Source organism: Paenibacillus nicotianae (assembly GCF_042681745.1).
Classification (GTDB): domain Bacteria; phylum Bacillota; class Bacilli; order Paenibacillales; family Paenibacillaceae; genus Saccharibacillus; species Saccharibacillus nicotianae.
In genome coordinates this window covers 923,373-943,497 of sequence record NZ_JBHUGF010000010.1, presented here as the reverse complement: position 1 = coordinate 943,497, position 20,125 = coordinate 923,373, and the positions used below count along the sequence as shown (strand labels likewise).

At 35.9% G+C, this 20,125-nt stretch carries 17 protein-coding genes; 5 read left to right on the top strand and 12 right to left on the bottom strand.

Annotated features, from left to right (window positions below; genetic code table 11):
* The first annotated feature begins 180 nt into the window (after window positions 1-180).
* Window positions 181-1,077: a helix-turn-helix domain-containing protein gene (locus ACFSGI_RS08390; RefSeq protein ID WP_204823690.1), complete on the top strand. Its 897-nt coding sequence runs from the start codon at window positions 181-183 to the stop codon at window positions 1,075-1,077.
* 33 nt (window positions 1,078-1,110) lie between these two features.
* Here the strand turns inward: ACFSGI_RS08390 and ACFSGI_RS08385 are convergent, their stop codons facing one another.
* Complete coding sequence (locus ACFSGI_RS08385; protein ID WP_204823689.1) at window positions 1,111-1,989, bottom strand: RNA ligase family protein; 879 nt, start codon at window positions 1,987-1,989, stop codon at window positions 1,111-1,113.
* 134 nt (window positions 1,990-2,123) lie between these two features.
* Here ACFSGI_RS08385 and ACFSGI_RS08380 point away from each other — a divergent pair, with 134 nt between their 5' ends.
* Window positions 2,124-3,653: a hypothetical protein gene (locus tag ACFSGI_RS08380; protein WP_379282932.1), complete on the top strand. Its 1,530-nt coding sequence runs from the start codon at window positions 2,124-2,126 to the stop codon at window positions 3,651-3,653.
* 10 nt (window positions 3,654-3,663) lie between these two features.
* Here ACFSGI_RS08380 and ACFSGI_RS08375 read toward each other — a convergent pair whose 3' ends face one another.
* The 9 genes from ACFSGI_RS08375 to ACFSGI_RS08335 all read right to left on the bottom strand — a co-directional run bounded on the left by ACFSGI_RS08375 (window position 3,664) and on the right by ACFSGI_RS08335 (window position 14,706).
* Complete coding sequence (locus tag ACFSGI_RS08375) at window positions 3,664-4,275, bottom strand: response regulator transcription factor (RefSeq protein WP_204823687.1); 612 nt, start codon at window positions 4,273-4,275, stop codon at window positions 3,664-3,666.
* Window positions 4,253-5,719 carry a sensor histidine kinase gene (locus ACFSGI_RS08370; RefSeq protein ID WP_204823686.1) on the bottom strand — a complete coding sequence of 489 codons (1,467 nt, stop codon included), beginning with the start codon at window positions 5,717-5,719 and terminating at the stop codon, window positions 4,253-4,255. Before ACFSGI_RS08370 ends, ACFSGI_RS08375 begins: the two co-directional genes overlap by 23 nt.
* Window positions 5,720-5,963: 244 nt before the next feature.
* Entirely contained in the window at window positions 5,964-6,158 is a 195-nt protein-coding gene (locus tag ACFSGI_RS08365) for a type A2 lanthipeptide (protein ID WP_379282930.1), read from the bottom strand.
* A 60-nt stretch (window positions 6,159-6,218) separates the two neighbouring features.
* Window positions 6,219-6,356 carry a type A2 lanthipeptide gene (locus ACFSGI_RS08360; RefSeq protein WP_083243493.1) on the bottom strand — a complete coding sequence of 46 codons (138 nt, stop codon included), beginning with the start codon at window positions 6,354-6,356 and terminating at the stop codon, window positions 6,219-6,221.
* 231 nt (window positions 6,357-6,587) lie between these two features.
* Window positions 6,588-8,633 carry an FtsX-like permease family protein gene (locus ACFSGI_RS08355; protein ID WP_204823685.1) on the bottom strand — a complete coding sequence of 682 codons (2,046 nt, stop codon included), beginning with the start codon at window positions 8,631-8,633 and terminating at the stop codon, window positions 6,588-6,590.
* A 35-nt stretch (window positions 8,634-8,668) separates the two neighbouring features.
* Window positions 8,669-9,433 carry an ABC transporter ATP-binding protein gene (locus ACFSGI_RS08350; protein ID WP_204823684.1) on the bottom strand — a complete coding sequence of 255 codons (765 nt, stop codon included), beginning with the start codon at window positions 9,431-9,433 and terminating at the stop codon, window positions 8,669-8,671.
* A gap of 48 nt (window positions 9,434-9,481) precedes the next feature.
* The gene (locus ACFSGI_RS08345) at window positions 9,482-12,643 is read right to left on the bottom strand and encodes a type 2 lanthipeptide synthetase LanM family protein (protein ID WP_204823683.1); all 3,162 of its coding nucleotides are present in this window, start codon (window positions 12,641-12,643) and stop codon (window positions 9,482-9,484) included.
* A gap of 405 nt (window positions 12,644-13,048) precedes the next feature.
* Window positions 13,049-14,095, bottom strand: coding sequence for an adenosine deaminase (gene add / locus ACFSGI_RS08340; RefSeq protein ID WP_204823682.1), 1,047 nt, complete (start codon window positions 14,093-14,095; stop codon window positions 13,049-13,051).
* 170 nt (window positions 14,096-14,265) lie between these two features.
* A complete protein-coding gene (locus ACFSGI_RS08335) occupies window positions 14,266-14,706 on the bottom strand; it encodes an SMI1/KNR4 family protein (protein WP_204823681.1) in 441 nt (146 codons plus the stop codon).
* Window positions 14,707-15,080: 374 nt separating this feature from the next.
* On the opposite strand from ACFSGI_RS08335, the gene ACFSGI_RS08330 reads away from it, so the two are divergent.
* Window positions 15,081-15,767 (top strand): response regulator transcription factor, encoded by a 687-nt coding sequence (locus ACFSGI_RS08330; RefSeq protein ID WP_204823680.1) that lies wholly within the window; start codon window positions 15,081-15,083, stop codon window positions 15,765-15,767.
* A complete protein-coding gene (locus tag ACFSGI_RS08325; protein WP_379282924.1) occupies window positions 15,764-17,284 on the top strand; it encodes a sensor histidine kinase in 1,521 nt (506 codons plus the stop codon). Before ACFSGI_RS08330 ends, ACFSGI_RS08325 begins: the two co-directional genes overlap by 4 nt.
* Before the next feature lie 88 nt (window positions 17,285-17,372).
* Here ACFSGI_RS08325 and ACFSGI_RS08320 read toward each other — a convergent pair whose 3' ends face one another.
* Window positions 17,373-18,206 carry a discoidin domain-containing protein gene (locus tag ACFSGI_RS08320; RefSeq protein ID WP_379282922.1) on the bottom strand — a complete coding sequence of 278 codons (834 nt, stop codon included), beginning with the start codon at window positions 18,204-18,206 and terminating at the stop codon, window positions 17,373-17,375.
* 283 nt (window positions 18,207-18,489) lie between these two features.
* Between ACFSGI_RS08320 and ACFSGI_RS08315 the strand changes: the two genes are divergently transcribed.
* The gene (locus ACFSGI_RS08315) at window positions 18,490-19,590 is read left to right on the top strand and encodes a WD40 repeat domain-containing protein (RefSeq protein ID WP_204823679.1); all 1,101 of its coding nucleotides are present in this window, start codon (window positions 18,490-18,492) and stop codon (window positions 19,588-19,590) included.
* Between the two features lie 162 nt (window positions 19,591-19,752).
* Here the strand turns inward: ACFSGI_RS08315 and ACFSGI_RS08310 are convergent, their stop codons facing one another.
* On the bottom strand, window positions 19,753-20,100 hold the full coding sequence (locus ACFSGI_RS08310) for a hypothetical protein (protein WP_204823678.1): 348 nt from the start codon (window positions 20,098-20,100) through the stop codon (window positions 19,753-19,755).
* Between the last annotated feature and the right edge of the window lie 25 nt (window positions 20,101-20,125).

The following is a 20,125-nucleotide window of genomic DNA, read 5'->3' as shown; positions in this document are numbered from 1 at the left end:
TCAAAAAAATCATCCTTTCTTTGAATAGATGCTATTTAATATTATGTTATACCATAATATTAGTTGTATATTTTTAACAAAATATAGATAATATCTATAAAAAGATTGAATATAATGCTTTTTAAAACTATTATTAACATAAATGATTAAAATAATAATCAAAGGAGTTATTTTATAAATATGGAATTAATTTCAAACAATTTAGCTTACCTTATTCGTACGCTTCGGCAAAGCAAAGGGATAAGCCAAAGAGAGTTGGCACAAGACATATGTAGTCAATCTGAAATAAGTCATATTGAAAATGGAAAGGTAATTCCATGTGTGTATACTTTAATTTCTATCTCCAAAAAGCTAGGAATAAATCCTAATTATTTTATTGATCGTATTACTATCTCAAAATATGAGCTTGTAGATATTGTCAAAAAACAAGCTCGTGAATATATACATACTAAAGAATATAATAAATTAAATACACTTATTAAAAATTATGAGCTTCATTCTTCATTTCAACTTTTAGAAGAAAAACAATTTATTTTATGGCATAAAGGTATTACAGAGTATTACATTTCACATCATCCTAAAATTGCATATCAATGTTTCGAAAATGCAATTACGTTAAAAAATTCTGCTTATAAAACTGAACAAGATATTCATATTTTAAATAGTTACGCCATTATTAAAAGTGAAGAATGTGATTATCATCAAGCTATAGATATATTTAAAAACGCATTAGAACTCTACAAACAATCTGATATTATTTCCAATTTCAAATTATATGTTAGATTACTGTATAATATTAGCAAAACTTATACACGATTAAATGAATATATACTTGCTGATGAGTTTTGCGATATAGGAATTGAAAGTTGCAAACAAGAATATAGTGGATTTTTATACGGAGAATTATTTTATCAAAAAGCGTATATCAAAAAAAATACACAAGATTATAATAGCGCAGAAAAACTCTTCAATAAATCGTTATTTATATTTAAAGAGTATGATCGATCAGATTATATTGAAATAACTTTGCAACAAATAAAACAAATCAGACAATTACAAAATAAGCGCGTCGATTGATCTACACGCTTATTGTAAGCCATTATTATTCTACTATTTTTTTTCTATCACTTCTTTGACCAATAGTGGCAACTGCTTGCCGATCACTTTACGAATCTCTTTCAGATCGAATGAAGCAATTTGTTCGCCTTCTTCTTGCACGATATCGTCTACAATTCGTGGGGTGATTCGCTTCAAAATCATTGCCATATCTTGCATACCAAAATTGGCTTGAAGTACACCTTCATCGACTAATTTATAGACCCACTTTTCAACTCGTGCTCTGGTTAGCACTGATTGTACTGCTTCGATTTCAGCAGATTGAAAGTTAGGATCTTTGGGCTTTTTGATACGTTGCACTTCTTTAAATGCATCAATCACCAGCTTTACAAACAATTGCTTGCCATAGACATCTTGATAATCTACATTTTTGACAACAATGCCTTCCCCTTTTTTGACACCAAGCGCTGTCTGTCCGATAAAAGATTCTAGATGTTCCAGTGATTGATATTCCCCTTCATAAAATACAGGAATCAGATTCAATTTCAATCGTTCTGCTTCTTTTTTCACTTCTGTAAAATGGATATACTTCTCTTTCTCTATATCATATAGATCAAACAGAAAAAACTGTTTGGTCAAGTCTCCATAATTGATTTTATGCTTGGTCAGCCATTCACCGAAATAAACGACATCGCTTCGTAGTTGGTTAGCATCTAACGTCTGTGTCCATTCATAAAAGCCTTGTAGATTATTTTGCTCGGTCAATCGTTCATTGCGTGAAAAAGCTACTATTTCGCCTTCTTCTAGCTTAAATGATCCATTGGCTCCAGCGAGTTTTTCTTGAATAATAATAGGATCACCCGGTTGAAGAACATTCTCAGTCGTTTTGTGTCCCAGTCTTACGACACTCATATACTTCTTCATCTCGCTCATTATGTAATCTCCTTTGGGGTCAATCTAGTCTACATAGCCTACTCATTTTCGTGAGATATTGTTCGTATTACTGAAATGCTTTTGCTATACTGAGTACAATTCATACATTCTATATTTATACACGAAAGGATAAAATGATGCTACCTCAAGTTGGAGATATCTATTGTGTTTTTTCTCAAAAGCTACAGCAATATGTAGCCTGTCAGGTCACTCATCTTAAAGATGGATCATCTCCAAAAGAACCTCCACTAGCCGCTATTCTAGAATTAGACTGGACAGGAGATACATTGCCTGATGAAGATACATTACATACGATGAAGCCGTTAGTGTGCAACTTTTATTTTTGGAATGATCGATTCGATCATAACTATGTGAGTGCCAACGTGCCTCCGGAATACTCATTTGTAGGGAATATTCCTCCTCTAGTGGATCAAGAAGTAACAAGCTACGCTGGCGGTTGGTATAACGGCAATAGCATCCATAACCAACGTCGCTGGGAACGTATTGATGCGACGAAAAGAAACCTATTCAAATCAGCTTCTCCAGATATCGAAGTAGTGGTAGGTGGTCAGACATTACCTCAAAATACGACAAGAATTAACGATCTCATATTGCAAAAGATAGAAGACTTCTCTGAATTGGACAAGCTTCCTTGCCTAATATCGATCCAGACTGAACAAGGTACGCTAGAATTAGCACACTATATCAACCAGAACCCTCTTATTCACGAATTGCAATGGAAATCTTCGATAGTGACTGAACTTGATCTGAGACAGAGCCATTTAAATCGTTTGATGCTAGAACCAGATCATCTTATTACCCTTTATCTTAATGATGATCTTGTACATTTTATGCTCAATAGTGAACCTTCTCCTGATCTGCATATTCATAGTGAATCTGATGGACGATTTATTGATTTACAATGTTGGAACTATTTTTTCCAGTTTCATGGTCTAGATCATTTAGCTGGATTATCTCTAGTTCGTATACAAGAGATAGATATCAATACTATAGTGGAGCGCTTTCCTTATTTGACCGAACTACGAATATCAGGCAAGCCAGGTGTTGTACATCATATACAAAATCTAGCAAAACTACCTTATTTGCAAACTTTGAACACAGATGATCTATTCGGATTCGAAGCAGATGAGTTCCCATCTCCTGAGCAGTTACCCAAGTTATCGACATTATGGATGAGCAGTATTCCAGCCAATGTAGCCAAATCGGTCAAAACGAAATACAAAAAAGCTGCTACTCTAGGACTGGATCTCTCCATCACCCAACCTCGCAAACCGGAATGGCTAGCTGAAAATCTACTTAACCCTTTTCGCGATTGGGATGGACGTGAACATATTTCGGCTACTAATGCCAAAAAAGCTGCTCAATCTTATAAAAAAATGCTGACTACAACACGGATGATTGATGCCTCTATCCATGCAGATACAGTGTATTCCATGTTGGAAAAGATGGTCACTGAATATACCGAAACGTTTAACAAAATGGATCGGGGTCGTGGCATTATTGACACGATTGAACGCGAAGAAATCTATACTGTGTTAGACGAACTATTAACAGAACTACAAGAACAATTAGGTGAACAAGGCAAATTGCTTGTATATAAAGACAGTTTATACGAACTTTTTGATGAACTTCGAGATTTTTAAGTATACACAACTATGACTGCTTATACGTTTTGACATAACCTAATTTGATCCCTTTCGTTACTGCTTCTAATGCTGAATTGACATGTAATTTATCAAAAATATGTTGAATATGATTCGATACAGTCCGTTTACTAATAAACAGGCTATCTGCTACTTCTTCTCTTTTGTATCCATCGCTTAACATTTGCAAAATTTTGGTCTCCTGCTCGGTGAGTTGCTCAATCTCGTCTTCTTCATCTGGAAAATACGTACAACCTGCATGAATCTGAAGCAAGATATGTAACAACTGATCAGGAGATACATTTTTGTTGATAAATCCACGTGCACCTGCTTTTTTGGCTTCGTAACGATAGACGGGAAGGTCAAATCCTGTCAAAATCACAATATTCAAATCAGGGTAGGCGTTAGAGATCGATTGGGCTACAATCAAGCCATCTTCTTCACTAATATTGCTTAAATTAATATCTACCAACAAAATATCTGGTCGCTTTTCCTCTATCCTTTTTATCACTTCTGCCACTTCTTGCACCGATCGAAAGCTACTCACTTCTGTGTAATCTTCAAAAGCAATTTCCAAACTTTTGGCAAATAATACATGATCATCGATTAATAAAATATTCATAAGATTGTTCTCCTTTCATAGGGAGTATGATTTGAATACTCAATCCATGAGGCTTACGTATATTAAAGCTCATCGTTCCTTCTAATAATGCAATCTGCTCTTGAATCGAATACAGTCCGCGTTGTCCATGCTTATGCTTATATTCAGTAGGATCCAGACCTACTCCATCATCTTCAACAGTTAGCTGAATCTGCTCCATATGCTGGGTTAATTTGATCCATATCTGACTTCCATGTGAATGTTTGAATGCATTTGTTGTAAGTTCTTTGATCAGACGGTACAAAATAAAATGATACGGCTCGACTAAAAATAGATCATCTTTACAGGTGAATAAAACAGCTATTTGTTTATGAGCATAGGTTTTTTTAATAATCTGCAACAGATTCTCGTAATTTTGCTTGAGTGTTAATGAACTCAATAAAGTAGGGTGATATTCTTGCATCTGGTTACGAATCGATGTGTTCAATTGAGTTAATGTTTCTGTAATCATCTGTTGTACTTCTGCTTTATTGGATTTGTTCATCATATTTTTGACAGCTAATAAGTCTTGTAATATTTCATCGTGCAAGTAATTGGAAAATTCTTTTTTGATCTGTTCTTCTTTAGCAATCTGTGTCACTCTACTCACATATGAATCATATTGCTTCTGCTGTGTAGCTTGTTTCACTTCTAAAGACTGCTTAATTTGTTTGTACAATAAAAGATAATAAAAGATCAACAACCAGACGATAGAATGAAAAACAATCATATAAAATAAAGGAGCGACTTTGAATACTTGACCAAGTATACCGACACCCACCACAGATACTACCATTAGTATCCATTTGTTCAATGTACTGAGCTGGGTGAGTTGTATAAATCCTTTGACATTATTTTGCACAATACTGTAAACCGCATATAACGGAAAAATAAAAATAAAATAGAATACCATATTGGTAAATACATTTTTCGCTTTATCCATAAATAAAATATAGGTTCCAAAAGGAATAGCCGTTATCATCAGGGCATACGTTAGACTTTTCGATTGTTTATTAAGAAAAAATTGAATTCGTTTTTTATTTTTAAATACTGTAATAACAATTAAAATTCCACTAATGACCCATTGCCAGAAAAACATAATCGAATATAATTGCTTACTATAAATCGAGATCAACGTTAATAATGAGATCACTTTTAATATCCAATCCACTTGCTTTTTGTGCATATAAGCAGAATCTTGAAAAATAAAACGCAACAAAAAACGCAATAATGTATAAGACACAATCACATTCAAAAAAACCACTATATAATAAAAGAAAGGATCTTTTCCAAACATTAAAAGAATTTGCCATGAATATAATAACAATAGATTCGCAAATTGATTTAAAATCACACTACCATTCAAATTCGTCATTTTAATATAAGACAACACATAAATAGCGATAGATATAACAACCAGTGACATTATGTTTGAGATATTACTATTCAAATGTTGAATATATTGATAATACAAAAAACTAATTACTAACGTCTGATTAAAAAGGATGAATATCTGTTGCTTTATGTATTTATCATGCATATAGAATACCTTTCTGTGCTATGTCATCAATAGTTATAGTCCCTTGTATAATATACCACTTTTTTGTAAAAAAAAGTAAAGCCGATATCCTTAGATATCGGCTCTATATTCCATATTATTATTCGATCATTTAGCAACAAACAATAATAGAGTTAGGACAATCATCTGTTAAAGTTGTAATCCATCCATCACCTGGAGCTACTGCTGCTTGTAATTCTGCTTCTGTAATATCCTCAACAGCCGACAAATCTACAAATAATTCTTTCATATTCAAACACTCCTTCAGATTGTATTGGTGAATCACTTTGAGCCATATTGATTTCAAGTGTGTAAGTATGCAGTAAACTGCTATGTTCCTTTAAGTTCCTCGCCTGACAACATCAAATTAACAGCACACAATAATGGAGTTCGGGCAATCGTCCGTCAAAGTTGTAATCCATCCATCGCCTGGAGCTACTGCTGCTTGTAACTCAGCTTCTGTAATATCTTCCACCGCCGACAAATCTACAAATAATTCTTTCATATAGCACGCCTCCTCCCTGCATCATTTGTAGCAATTAATAACTACACACTAAAAATACCAATAATTACATATTTTAGAGTGAGTAAAAAGCGCAATTTTATGATTTTATGTGAAAATAATAAATAGGATCGAGATCATTTATACAAATAAAACAAAAAAAGAAATACACTTGTATTGTGTATTTCTTTTCTGTAGTGAATCCATAATGAAACCAAAGTTGTAACAACTATACTATTTATAACTACGTGCACGACGTTTTCCGAAAGAAGACACATACCCTTTAGAATTGGGAGGTGGAGATGCATTAGCAACTTTAACTTTACGACCCCAGATCACTTTATACGACGAATACTGAGTGATTAGATAATACACTCCATAGATCACAGTAAATATACCGATCGCTACAATCTCCGGTAACCAGAATGCACTGGAATCTCCAATCAAGTTAGGCATCAATGTTTTGAAACATTCTAAAGCAAAAATGCTATGCAGACTGCCTAGAATATATGGAATAATCAGTGTAATAAAAATTTGATAGTTGACGATTTTTTTGATTTTTGATTTACGATATCCTAACTTTTCTAAAATTCTAAAATCATTGATTTTGGAGTACGTATTCGAAATATTAGTAAAGTACAAAATACTTCCTGTCGAGATTAAAAAGATCGTACTTGCAAAAATACTAATCAATAAGGATGAACTGTTCGCTTGTAAAAAGGTAGTTCGTTTTCCTATCGCACTTTGAAAATAAACATTGTCTGCAAAAAGTGGAATTAACTGCGCATGAACAACCGAGTTACTACGCAACCCCTCACCATAAATACTCATAATCTGACGTGAAGGTACTCCTGTTGCTTGAATCTGCTGATATAGAGTATCCGGCACTACTAATGTACCTACACTGTTGGCAAAAGAGATAGTATTTTCAAGTGTGGTGTACTTAATATCTATATCTATAGGTTTACCTTGTGGAGGTATTAATGTGTAGACTTTACCACGTTCATCTACATTATTTTGATTGTATTTGATAAAAATAGCTTGATTACCTGTTAGATCATTCATACTCTGAGCATCGCCTTGCAATACTAATGAGCTTTGATAATCAGAGGCTGAGATCAGATCAAAACCAGCTTTTTCTTTAGCACTATACTCAAAAGGTAGATTTTTTGAAGATGATTGTACTTCCAGTATAGTGGTTTGTTTGGATTGAATATGATCTGCATCAACATTCTGCTTCACAATACCTAACGCTTTCTGAGTTAATCCTTCACCTTGTATCGGAAATTCAAACGCAGCCGGATTAGTACGTTCAATCGCTTTGACCGGATAATAAAATGTAATCACTCCAGCCCCTAATAATCCTAATGCTGTAGCAGAGATCAAAGTAGAAACAATCAGTGTTCTCGAATTGCTAGTAATCCGCTGTACAAATTGAGGAATAGTGATAATCATCGTATCCCGATAAAAAGAATGTTTAGCGGCTTTTATTTTATTTAAAGCATACGGTAAAAAAGAATGAATAGACAGAATCGTTCCAACCACAATCAGGATAAATGTCAACATGGATAGCGGAGCAAATCCGACCGTCACCCATAAAGAATCGGCTCCTCTTTTAATATCAAGTGCCAGTATATAGCCAGCGACAAGAGAAACAAAACCAACCATCGCTTTCCATAATTTAAGTTGAATAGGTTTCTCGCGTGTCCCCTCAACTTTGACCAGATCAAGTAACGTATGCTTACGAATAAATCGATAATTAGAAAATAATAAAACGATTAATGCCAATGCAACAAAAGAAACAGTAATCAGCACTGCATCGCTGTTGAACCATACAATACTAGACTCATCTAACGAAATACTAAGCCATTGAATCACGATCTGAATCAATGCTATATACACAATACCACCGACTATAATGCCAATACCAAGTGCCAGCAAACAAATAAAAATATTTTCTAAAAATAAAATCAAAATTACTTTACGTTTATTAAAACCAAGCAATGCATAAATACTCAATTCTTTCATTCTTCGCTTCATAAAAAATGTGTTGGAGTAGGACATATAAAACAATACAAAAGCCATAAGTAGAGGTAACACGACTTTAATCATCGCTTGTAACTTGTTATCCCCCATTAAACGAGACACGATCAGATCATTGCTTCCAAAAGAAATAGAGAAATAAAAAATCATCAGTACAAAAGCAACTGAACCTAAATATAAAGAGTAAAAAGATAGATTTTTTTTCAAATTCTTTTGTACAATACGGAACAAACTCACATATAGACCTCCTTTAACGATTCTTTATCCTACGCTTATATACTGGTAGAAAGAGTTCGATTTGAAAGAGCTGCAATTTCTTCTAATATCTCTTCAAAAAACGTTTGGCGACTTTTTTGAGCTTTGTGCAATTGCTTGATCGTCTGTCCATCTTTTAAAATAATAATTCGGTTCGCATAACTTGCTGAATATGCATCATGAGTGACCATCAGAATCGTAGTGTATAACTCTTCGTTAATTTCTTTAAGTTTCTCTAACAGTTCTTGAGCAGAATTAGAATCAAGTGCACCTGTCGGCTCGTCTGCAAATAAAATACTTGGATTTTTAATCATCGCTCTGGCTGCGGCAGCTCTTTGGCGTTGTCCACCAGATAATTCATTTGGATATTTGTGTAACTGATTTTCGATACCAAAACGTTTGGCTAATGCTTGAATAGAAGCTTCAATGTCAGCCGGCTTTTTTTTGAGTAATGTTAACGGTACAGCTATATTTTCTTGAATCGTTAAGCTATCTAATAACAGATACTCTTGGAAAATAAATCCCAAGTAGTCTTTGCGAAAATCACTTGTCTGATTATCGTTCAATCGGCTGATCTCTATTCCATTGATAAAGATTTCGCCGTCTGAAATATGATCTATGGTAGATAATACGTTCAATAATGTTGTTTTCCCTGAGCCAGAGGAACCCATAATACCTACAAATTCTCCTTTTTGAACATCAATCGATATCTCATTTAACGCTTTGACATGATCATAAGATTTGACAATATTTTTAGCGGTCAGCACAGTATCATTTGTCATTATCTATTCTCCTTTACGTTTGAAATGAACGTCTTTACCTATTGATCTTTATGATAGATGAGGTAATTCCAGTGTGAGTATTGATGGAATACGATAAGGATCAACAGTACGTAATAATTGATAACCAATCCCTGCTAAGCCAATCATCAGCGTCGGTACTTGAGCTGTCTGCGGGATACCACTGTACCATTGATCCGCTTGAGCACTCTGAACCAGATCCCCGACAATACGTTGCGCGATATCTAAATGTTCAGGCTGACCTAGATGTTGGGCAGATAACAATAGCAGGTCTATATTCCCCATTGATCCATGACACAGACAGTCGCTACCTCCTAATCCTTCTTGTAGTGTTTTTTCAATCGCTCGCTCAATCTCATTACCTGTCTGTTGTTCAGCAATAATATTAAATACTTTGATTCTTGCCATACCGATGCCTGGTGCTCCATGGCACCAATTCACAGGTTCTGGAAAGTTTTTTTGGATACGATTCTGGCGATTACGTAGATCAAACCAGTTATTTTCTTGCGGTGAATACATTTCCCTTTCATAAGCAAGAGCTTGAATCGCACAATGTCGAAATGTGTCTATACGGGTCTCTTCATACAACTCCGCTAACGCCCATGCTATACCTGCATTGCCATGTGACATACCTGTAAGTACACTGCCATCGCCGATTGCATTTTTCCAGCCTATACTATGATCATTTATTTGATTAGCATGCTTGATCAGATGTTCTCCGCATTGGATCGCTATTGATAACACTTCATCTTTAACACAATCTTGATATATTTGTAGCGCTACAAGCAATGTTCCGGCACAACCTGCCATCAGATCATATTGATCATCTTCTGCTATTTGTTTGCCACAATGTAAAATATGCTGTATGCCTTGCTCTTTAAGATCTTGACGCTGTAACAATAGACCTAAATAGTAATAGCAATAGGCATAACTGGCTTCTCCTGTAAACGCAGATAACGATTGCGGTTTGTTATAAAGCATCTTGTCCAGATTAACAGCGACAAGAATTTTTTCAACTACATCCAGATAACGAGCTTGTTCGGTCATCTGATATATAATAGCGAAAAATAGGGCATTTCCAAGTAATCCTTCATATAAAGAATTATCTAACGGATTAATAATCCACTGTTCATCATTACCAATCGTTATATTTTTCCAACTAATATCAGCAAAATCTGTGGTAGTAGTACTGAGAGCAATAAGTTGATCTGCAATTCGGATCGCTTCTTCAATAAAATAAGATGCTGGCTTCTGTTCCAAATGATCATAAGAACGATAATCTTTTTTATATTGTTTGAGATCCCACTTTTTGATAGGTGTAGCTAATGCGGTCTGAATCATCTGCACTTGAAATGATTGATCGATATGCTGATCATCCATAGCTTCTATACGTTGTATGACTCGATCTAACAAAGTTTGTTGATGGAAAAATTCGTATTCGTTATCACGACTATCATAGATCGATGTATGATCGACATACGAATAAAAATACGGAATATCCATATGCAACAAATCATAAATTTCGGCTGGAATAATAGGTAACAGACGATGATTACGACTAGAAATCGCCCACATCTGGTCAAATAAACGATTACGATATAACGCATCTATCAAATAATTCGGGTTGGTCGAAGCATTTAATAATGTACTGTAATCACTGGTATTACGCACAATCGTACGTACTTTATCTTTAGCAAAATTCCGAATCCATCCATGCTGTCCGATAAAATCCGGCTTGTGCTGAGCGATAATCTGATATGCTTTTTCAAATCCTTTGACGATTGAAGTGACATAGTGTCTCGGGTCTACTCTTATCCCATTAAGCAAAGGGATATTCTTTTTGTAGGTAGTAGTATAGCTGGTACGAACTAGCTTGATCTGATCCGTATAGTTATGTTCAAATGCAAATTTTCCTTTGGCGATAGTTTTGTCTCCAGCTCCGGTCAGACCACTGATATCCAGATTCGACTGTTTATCCAATTTGGCAGGAAACAAGCAGGTGCGAATCACTGAATCTTTAATGTTATAAAGTACTTTTTTATAAGCAGTCTCTTCATGCAAATCTTGACTATCATAGCCTTGAAATAAAGATTCCAAATCTACAAAATATGGATTATTGCCTGACATAATTACATTTTCAGCATGCATATCACTTCCCATCAGCACATGTAATAAGCAGATATATACGCCTACTTTGTAATACAATTCTTCAATCTCTGCTTCTGATGTACTACTGACTTGTTCGATATAAGCTTGCCATCCATAATCTTCATAAGCGATTACAGGCAAAGGCTTAATGGGATATTCTAGTCCTTGATTATTCATATATTCGATAATCTGATTCACATGAATATTCACTTGCAAAGGCTTAGGCTTGTATACCACTTTGCCATGTTCAAATCCGCAGATCAGCACCGTTTTCTTACCACAATGACTGTCTCCTTTATTCATTTCTATCGCGGTCAAAGCTCCTAATACTCCAAATCGATCTTGAATCTGATTAAAATCTGAAATCAAATGTTCTACTGCTTCAAGTAAAAAGTTTTTCTGCTGTATACTTTCTTCAATAATCATGCGAAACATCGTTGGATACTCATAAACTAACTGTGTAAAGTACTGCCGTTGTTGCAACTTACTACAAAAATTCTGATATCTTGCTTCAGGAGTATTTCCTATTAACAACGAATGCTTACTAAGTTTGTTAATCTCTACTGTTAAGACTTTCACAGATAATTTCAGTACTGTCTGTAACGTTGCTTCCAAAATTGCAGATACAACTGCTTGTTGATCCACTTTAGAAGTCTGAGGAATATCGGTATCAATAATCTGTTGCATCCAGCGTAAAAAAGGATATGTAAAACACAAATAAGGGTGATCTGTAGGAATATGCCCTTTTACCGCATATAACACACTTTCATTAGCATCAAAATTACTCATCAATTGCTGTAGATCATCGATCCATTTCTGTTGATCTGCCAACTTTATATCTGGAGCCAGATGATCGGTTAAGGAGTTGAATTCTTGTTCAGACTTACTGTAACTTTCCAAAAAAGCGTGTCTATACTGTGCAGGTAATTGAATATATTCTGTCCATTGTTCCAATGCTTCATTCGTTGTAGATATAGGTTCCGTGATTACTCGTTCTTGTAGATAAGTGGCTGTTTTTAATTTACAAATATCTAATAAGGTCATGACGTACTTGTCCCCTTTGCATTGGATTATATGTAGTACTGACTATTATTATAATGGTGATCTTCTAGATTGAATTGAGTATTGAACGCACACTTACACATACGATACTTTGTATATTTTTCTAACGATTACTTGCTGTATTACAAGACAAACCTGTTTATAGCGCATGACCAAACATACGCAAAAAAGACTTTCCTCTTCTAACGGAAAGTCTTGCGCATGATCATATGATTCTATTGTGTATGGTGATATTTTTCGATTTTGTAAGGCTGTCGATATCCTCTGACTAAGATACGCGATTATAATACTTCAGCATATCTTACTATATCTACAATGCTTTACATTTATTTATCAAATATCTGCACCAAATGAAATAGTATACCAACAATATTGAGATGAATTTTTTTATACTGAAATGCCCAGATTAGCAAATTCTTCTCGCAATTCTCGTTTTAATTTAGCTTTTTCACTTTCTTCTAAAAAAGCAGCCTGAGCTCCATTCATAGCGATTTTACCTAATTCAGACGGAGTAAAGCCAAAGCGCTCTGCTAGAATACGATATTCTTTGGTCATACTTGTGCCCGATACACCTGGATTATCTGTATTGACTGTAATCATCAATCCACGTTCAAAATAATCTCGAATCGGATAGCTTTCCCAGTTGGATACCGCTTTGGTCTGAATATTGCTCACCGGACACATTTCAAGCGGAATCTGACGGGCAATCATCATATCCATAATCGCCGGAGCTTCTTGCAAACGTACACCATGACCGATGCGTGTAGCTCCTAGATTGGATACCGCTTCATGAATATTAGCAGCTCCTGCCGCTTCTCCTGCATGAATAGTGACTGGAATATCTCTACGATGAGAAGCTGCAAAAATCTCACGAAATAATTCAGGTGGATATGATGCTTCGTCACCGGCTAGATCGACAGCGACCAGACCTTTTCCTATATATTTTGAAGCAGCATGAATCACTTCCATATTTTGTTGATGATCATGATGACGCATGCAGATCGCAATCCCACGCGCCCGTACACCGAACTGTTGTTCACCACGCTTCAGACCTGCAAGCACATAATGAATCACTTCTTCTGTATACAATCCACGTTCACGATGCAATTGAGGAGCAAAGCGAATCTCGATATATTTACAGTGATGCCTGTTTGCTTTTTCCACAATTTCAAAAGCTACCCGTTCTAAAGCAACAGCCGTTTGTAAAAAGCGAGTTGTAAAATGAAATTTGCTTAAATAGTCTTGCAGACTACTACAATCTTCATTCACCTGCATATGGGAGAGTAATGCATGCTTATCTGTCGTCGGCAATAGAACCCCATGACTTTCCGCTAAATCAAGTACTGTCTGCGGGCGTAAACTTCCATCCAGATGAACATGTAAATCTATTTTAGGCAAAGAAGATATATCAATACCGTTCAGATGACTATTCATTATTAATCCCTCCTCTTATGACATGACCCATTTGAAATTACGTCATTTAAATGTTCATTAATATAACATAAATAAATTAAAAAGTACATAATTTAATTTTAATGTTATATTAAATGACATAATAGAGGATTTTTATCCAATTTAGCAATAATGATGTTAGACATACAGCATTAATCTATATCTTCATCATCGTCTATGTATTCATCTTCTTCAGATTCACCTAATTCCAGGCCTTGATTCACCCAACGTACAAAATGATCCGTTACATGCATTCCGTCATCTGGACTCATACTTCCACCATCTACAATCCATACATCTTTGGCTCCAGCTTCAGCCAGCATAATCAATACTCTGCCTCCGCTATCGTCACCAATAGCTACATACCCTTCTGCATACAGATCAGTCTCCCATGTCTGATTGCGTTCTGCAATTTGTTCTGCTCCATAGATCAATACGCCTTCATCTGTATATAATCCATCACTTTTTTTCCATAATTGTTTTAGAGCTTTGGGAAATGTGGTATTCATCCATTTCTCTGCATCACGAATCGTACTATTTTCAGCCGGTGGATAAAATTCACATGATCCTAATTGAGACAATTCTAATTCCATCTTCAACACTCCTTATTTGGACAACGGATATAAGCGATATGCTCTATTATAGTATAACTATACAGATCCTTGCATCTACACATCAGCACTACTAGAATTTTGAATACGATATGTTCTAGATTGCTTATTTATACTACCTATACTAGGGTATCATTCTCTATACATTCTATAGACTACTTTCTACAGGCAAGGATATTCTACCTGTCACTGGTGTCATGTCATAGCAATCTGAACCTTTGATCATATAGAAGTCTGTTATAGTAACGATCTGCTTGCGTGGAACAATGTCTGTTATACTGTTTGCATTAGTGACATTGTTGTATACTATGTGCAATATGATGATGAACGATCTCAACCAGGAGAGGGTTATACTTATGTCCAAAAAAATACTAATCGCAGACGATGAAGAAAGTATTCGTAACTCGATTGCTTATGCTTTGAAAAGAGAACATTTTATTGTAGAAACTGCTATAGATGGTGAAGATGCACTTGCCAAAACAGCTATATTTCAACCGGATGTGATTGTACTTGATGTGATGATGCCTAAGCTTGACGGGTATGGAGTGTGTCGTGAACTGAATCATCGTAAAGGAATCGGTATTTTGTTGCTGACTGCCAAGTCAGATATTATTGATAAGATATTAGGGCTAGAAATGGGAGCAGATGATTACCTCTCCAAGCCTTTCGATATTCGTGAATTAATTGCTCGCATTAAAGCTTTGGCACGTCTTATGGAACGTGAAAGTACACCTACAGTTAATGATCTACCTGCTACCTTAGGGGCTGTAGAAGTGTATAGTAGTAGCCGTAATGTATTGGTCGATCAACAACCGATTGAACTTACACCGAAAGAATTTGACTTATTAGCTCTATTGGCTACCCATCCTAATCGAGTGTATACACGCGAAGAATTATTAGAATTGGTCTGGGGAATGGATTATCTAGGAGAAACACGCACGATCGATATTCATATTCAACGATTACGCAAAAAAATAGAACCTCATCAAGCTTTACTTCAAACCGTCTACGGTGTTGGATACAAAGCAGAACCGTTATCGTGAAAGGTGCTCTAAGTAGCAATACTCCACAGGATCGCAAAACACCGTTATTTGGGTCACGCGGACTTAGTCTACGTTGGAAGTTCCCGTTACTTTTGGCAGGATTACTTCTATGTACTGTAGGTGTATTAAGTACACTTGTGCTTATCGGAATTCAATCCAATCAGAAAAACCAGATCGAAAATACACTCAAACGACAAAGTGAACTTATAGGTCTTACCATACGTCAGGAATATCTAGCCGGTAATCAAAAAGACCCGCAACAATTTATGAAATTGCGAGCTACCGAACTTGCGGGTCAACTGGGAATATCCAGCAATATGCGTATTATTCTATATGATGCTACAGGGCAATTATCTGGTGATTCATTACCTGTGGCTCCTCAAGTAAATGTCAAGCAGGCACTTACTTATGCTTTGAAAGGTCAGATCGCTTATATTACAGCAGGTTCTTCTGTGATCTACTTGTCTCCGATTCAAGGATCAGATGGTCTGCTTGGCGTCGTTCAACTTCATCTTTCGATTGCAGAACAACAAGCCTTTTATCAAGATATTGTTCACTTACTGCTAGGTATAGGGTTGTCTGTGTTAATCATCAGTTTTGTAGTCGGTTGGTTATATATTCGCAAGCAGACGACAGATATCGGGCGACTGACACAAGAGACTCACTTTATATCTCAAGGACAATATCCACCGCCTCATACTACCCTTTTTACCCGTAAAGACGAATTAGGGCAATTGGGAGACGGCATCGTACAGATGGGACAGATGATTGCTCAAAGTATGAACGATCTGGAAAATGAAAAACAACAACTGGAACAAGCGGTTACCAAATTAACAGCGCTAGAACAATTGCAAAAAGCATTTATCGGCAATATCAGTCATGAACTCAAAACACCGATCACATCGATTCAAGCGTATGCCGATCTACTGAATATGTATGGTGATGATCCTACACTGGTGCATGAAGCCAGTGAAAGCATTGCCAAAGAAACCAAACGTCTGATAGAACTGATCGAAGATTCGATTCGCTTGTCGCTGTTAGAAAAATACGACTTTGAATTGCAAGTCACGTCTGTACCATTAGATAAACTGTTACAGGATGTCGCCAAGCGTACACAGGGTAAAGCATCCACTTCAGGTATAGATCTACAAGTACAGACGGTTGCTGTAACACTCACTACCGATCCCAAACATCTCATGCATATTTTATTAAATTTGCTAGATAATGCAGTGAAATATAATCGTAGTGATCATGGATGGATTCACCTCTCTAACGAACTGTACGATCACAAAACGATAATTCGTATCTCCAATTCAGGTGCTATCATTCCAGAAGATCAATGGGAAAATGTATTCGAGCCTTATGCTACATTAAGCAGTGATCGCGCACGTACAGGTAGCGGAACAGGTCTAGGGCTTCCACTTGCCCGCCGTCTAGCAGAGCGTCTACAAGGCAAGTTGTATATTAAGCAATCGGATCTCTCGGGTACAGAATTTGTTTTGGAACTTCCTTTGTAATATACGTTAAAAAAACATATTTTTTAAACGTTTATATCACAACAAAAAAACCTATCAGATATTAACTGATAGGTTTTAAATTATAACATTATGAAGCAGAATATTCGCTTACTTCAAAAGTCAGGATTTTATTAAAAATCACATAATCTTTACGACTACTGAATGGGCCTTTATTGTTGTTATGTTTATCAATAGCATAAGTTGCTTTACCTGAACCAGCTTGTTTATTTTCATACCATGAAATAAAAGCTTCTACTTCACTCATACTTAAATCAAACTCTTTTTCCAAACCAGTATCCATAGTAACAACCAAAATAGCACGATCTCCACTTGGTTGTGGTGTAGGAGTTGGCTCTGGTGTAGGAGTCGGTGTAGGTTCTGGTGTAACTACTTTTGTTGGAATATAAAACATTTGCATCTCGCCTAAAGTTACATAAGAAGTGTTACCATTATTTTTAGTAATATTTAATCTATATTTTTTATAAGCAGTATCATTAGTAAATGTAAATTCTTTACTTACCTTTTTAACCCAACCTGTAATATCTGCTCTTGTATCTAGTACAACCCAATTAGCACCATCCCAACCTTCAAAAGTCCAAGCTTTAGCAGCTTCTGTTGAAAAGTCAGTATCATTATTACGAGGTTTTAAAGTATATTTATTTACAGCTACAGGCTTATCAAATTCATAAGCTATCCATCCTGTAAGTTGACCTGCGGCAGTAGACCAACCGTAATCCGAATCTTTACCGTCAAATACTTGAAAAGGTTGATGATTGGCAGCACTCCATATACTACTTGCACTAGCTATTCCAGAAGGAGCTGTGTTAGAAGTCATAGCAGGAATAAGATTCACAGGTGTCTCTGATTCAGCTGCGCTGGTTACTTGTGATGATAAAATCATAACTAAAATTAACATACTCATTAAAACACTTAATTTAACTTTAAACTTTGTTTTCATTTAATTACCCCTTTTACTTCTAATTTGTGTATTTTTTTCTAGAGATTTTATAATATCATTAAAAACTTTCAATTAAAAAACAATATATTACTTTAATTAGATTTAATACCAAAAAAAGTTATTCATTTCGCATATATGAACTATTTGTATATCTATATTATTTACAACTTGGATACAATTATCTATATTTATGAAACGTCTACTAAGTATAGTAAAGACATCGATCATATAAGGGAGATGTTCTTTTGTGAAAAAAATAATTTCATTCTGCCAGTTCACTCGTCTCTACTGGCTAGGTATCGGCATAGGTTGCATCCTGTTGCTTAGTGCGTGTAGTACGTTAACGAGTACCGGTGGACTACGTTCGTCAGAACCTCAACTGACTGTATTACCTCTGGATACTTCTATGCAAAAACAGGCTGACGAAGTGATACTTTCCTCGGTAGAACCATTAAAAAATGGATATGGACGAACATGGTTATCGGATACGGAATTGATTATCAACAAAAAAGATCGACTCTACATTTACAATATCGAAAATAGTACCGAAACCGCGTTAACACCTAAACGCACATCACCCCAATACCTTGCTCTGACTTCACAAGATGGTCAGCATGTGTTTTTTACAGAAGGTGTAGACGGTGATCCTTATCAGATTCTAGGATGTATCTGGAATGTGTCGACAGGTAAAGTCACATCTATCGGTCAACTGGATATTACCAACACAGTGAGTTGGGCAGATAACGAGCACTTGATTACTACTAAAATAGGTGGCGGTATACGCTTGATCGATCTGAACGGGCACTCTTCCGATGTGGTTCTGCCAGATGCGGTGCAACAACAAGACAATCTGGATTCGGTGCAGAAAGTTGGCAAAATTATTTACTATTTGAGTCCAGATACCAATGTCTATCGGCTGATACACTATGCGAATCAATCCAAGCCTACGATCACCGCTATCGCCAACAATGTTAGAGCCTTCACGGTATCTCCAGATGGTCAGCGCATCGCTATCGAACAACGTGTATGGAATACAACTGAACCTGCCAAATTGATAATGATCGATACAGACGGTTATGTAGAAGGCACCTTAGGTCAAGGAAGCTTGATCGGTCGTAGTGTATGGTCTCCCGATAGTTGGATGCTTGCGTTTTCTATCAATCAGGTGAATCAACAAGGGATGAACGGGCTATATATTTTCGATCAACATACGGGTAAAACAACGCCTGTTTTTGCCAAAATTCAAGATGCGAATACCTCGATTCAGTGGAACCCATCAGGTGACCGTTTGTCGATGTATGATGAGAGTCGCGGAGTCATGACGTATATTATAGGAATCGAAAAATAAGCTAAAGCCAACATGATCGTAATCGATGTGTGGCTTTAGCTTATTTGTGTAATAATCAAGGATGAATCTAACCTTCTTCTATTTCACCCAAACATCCTTATAATCTTCAGCTTAAAGATTGTAGCTTTCATGAGTTCCAAATACAATAACACTTCTAAAGTGTCACGATTTTACTTCTACGTCTTTGGAAGTAAATAATTGATACTCTCCATTCAATTGCTTGATCAACAAATGATGATTTAGAGTCTCGAACACTTCTGTCCCTTTGTCTACCGCATTAGACATAAGATGTGCTGACGGATAGACCTCTTCATCGACTCGCTGTACTATTTCACCGACTGGCTGAATATCTGTATACTGCTTGGTATCTACAGATTGTCCGCCTATATATTGCTGATTATTATAATTGATGATCGCTGCATAAGAATTAGTATGATCTGTACTGGTATTACACCCTACAAGAAACAATAAATAGCCAAGAATCCAACAAGTCATGATAAATAGTCTCATGCTTCACCTCTTTTGTTGTGAATAG

Coding starts and splice junctions, on each gene's coding strand:
- ACFSGI_RS08390 (WP_204823690.1), top strand. CDS start 181: ATGGAATTAATTTCAAACAATTTAGCTTACCTTATTCGTACGCTTCGG.
- ACFSGI_RS08385 (WP_204823689.1), bottom strand. CDS start 1,989: ATGAGCGAGATGAAGAAGTATATGAGTGTCGTAAGACTGGGACACAAA.
- ACFSGI_RS08380 (WP_379282932.1), top strand. CDS start 2,124: ATGATGCTACCTCAAGTTGGAGATATCTATTGTGTTTTTTCTCAAAAG.
- ACFSGI_RS08375 (WP_204823687.1), bottom strand. CDS start 4,275: ATGAATATTTTATTAATCGATGATCATGTATTATTTGCCAAAAGTTTG.
- ACFSGI_RS08370 (WP_204823686.1), bottom strand. CDS start 5,719: ATGTCACTGGTTGTTATATCTATCGCTATTTATGTGTTGTCTTATATT.
- ACFSGI_RS08360 (WP_083243493.1), bottom strand. CDS start 6,356: ATGAAAGAATTATTTGTAGATTTGTCGGCGGTGGAAGATATTACAGAA.
- ACFSGI_RS08350 (WP_204823684.1), bottom strand. CDS start 9,433: ATGACAAATGATACTGTGCTGACCGCTAAAAATATTGTCAAATCTTAT.
- ACFSGI_RS08345 (WP_204823683.1), bottom strand. CDS start 12,643: ATGACCTTATTAGATATTTGTAAATTAAAAACAGCCACTTATCTACAA.
- add (WP_204823682.1), bottom strand. CDS start 14,095: ATGAATAGTCATCTGAACGGTATTGATATATCTTCTTTGCCTAAAATA.
- ACFSGI_RS08335 (WP_204823681.1), bottom strand. CDS start 14,706: ATGGAATTAGAATTGTCTCAATTAGGATCATGTGAATTTTATCCACCG.
- ACFSGI_RS08330 (WP_204823680.1), top strand. CDS start 15,081: ATGTCCAAAAAAATACTAATCGCAGACGATGAAGAAAGTATTCGTAAC.
- ACFSGI_RS08320 (WP_379282922.1), bottom strand. CDS start 18,206: ATGAGTATGTTAATTTTAGTTATGATTTTATCATCACAAGTAACCAGC.
- ACFSGI_RS08310 (WP_204823678.1), bottom strand. CDS start 20,100: ATGAGACTATTTATCATGACTTGTTGGATTCTTGGCTATTTATTGTTT.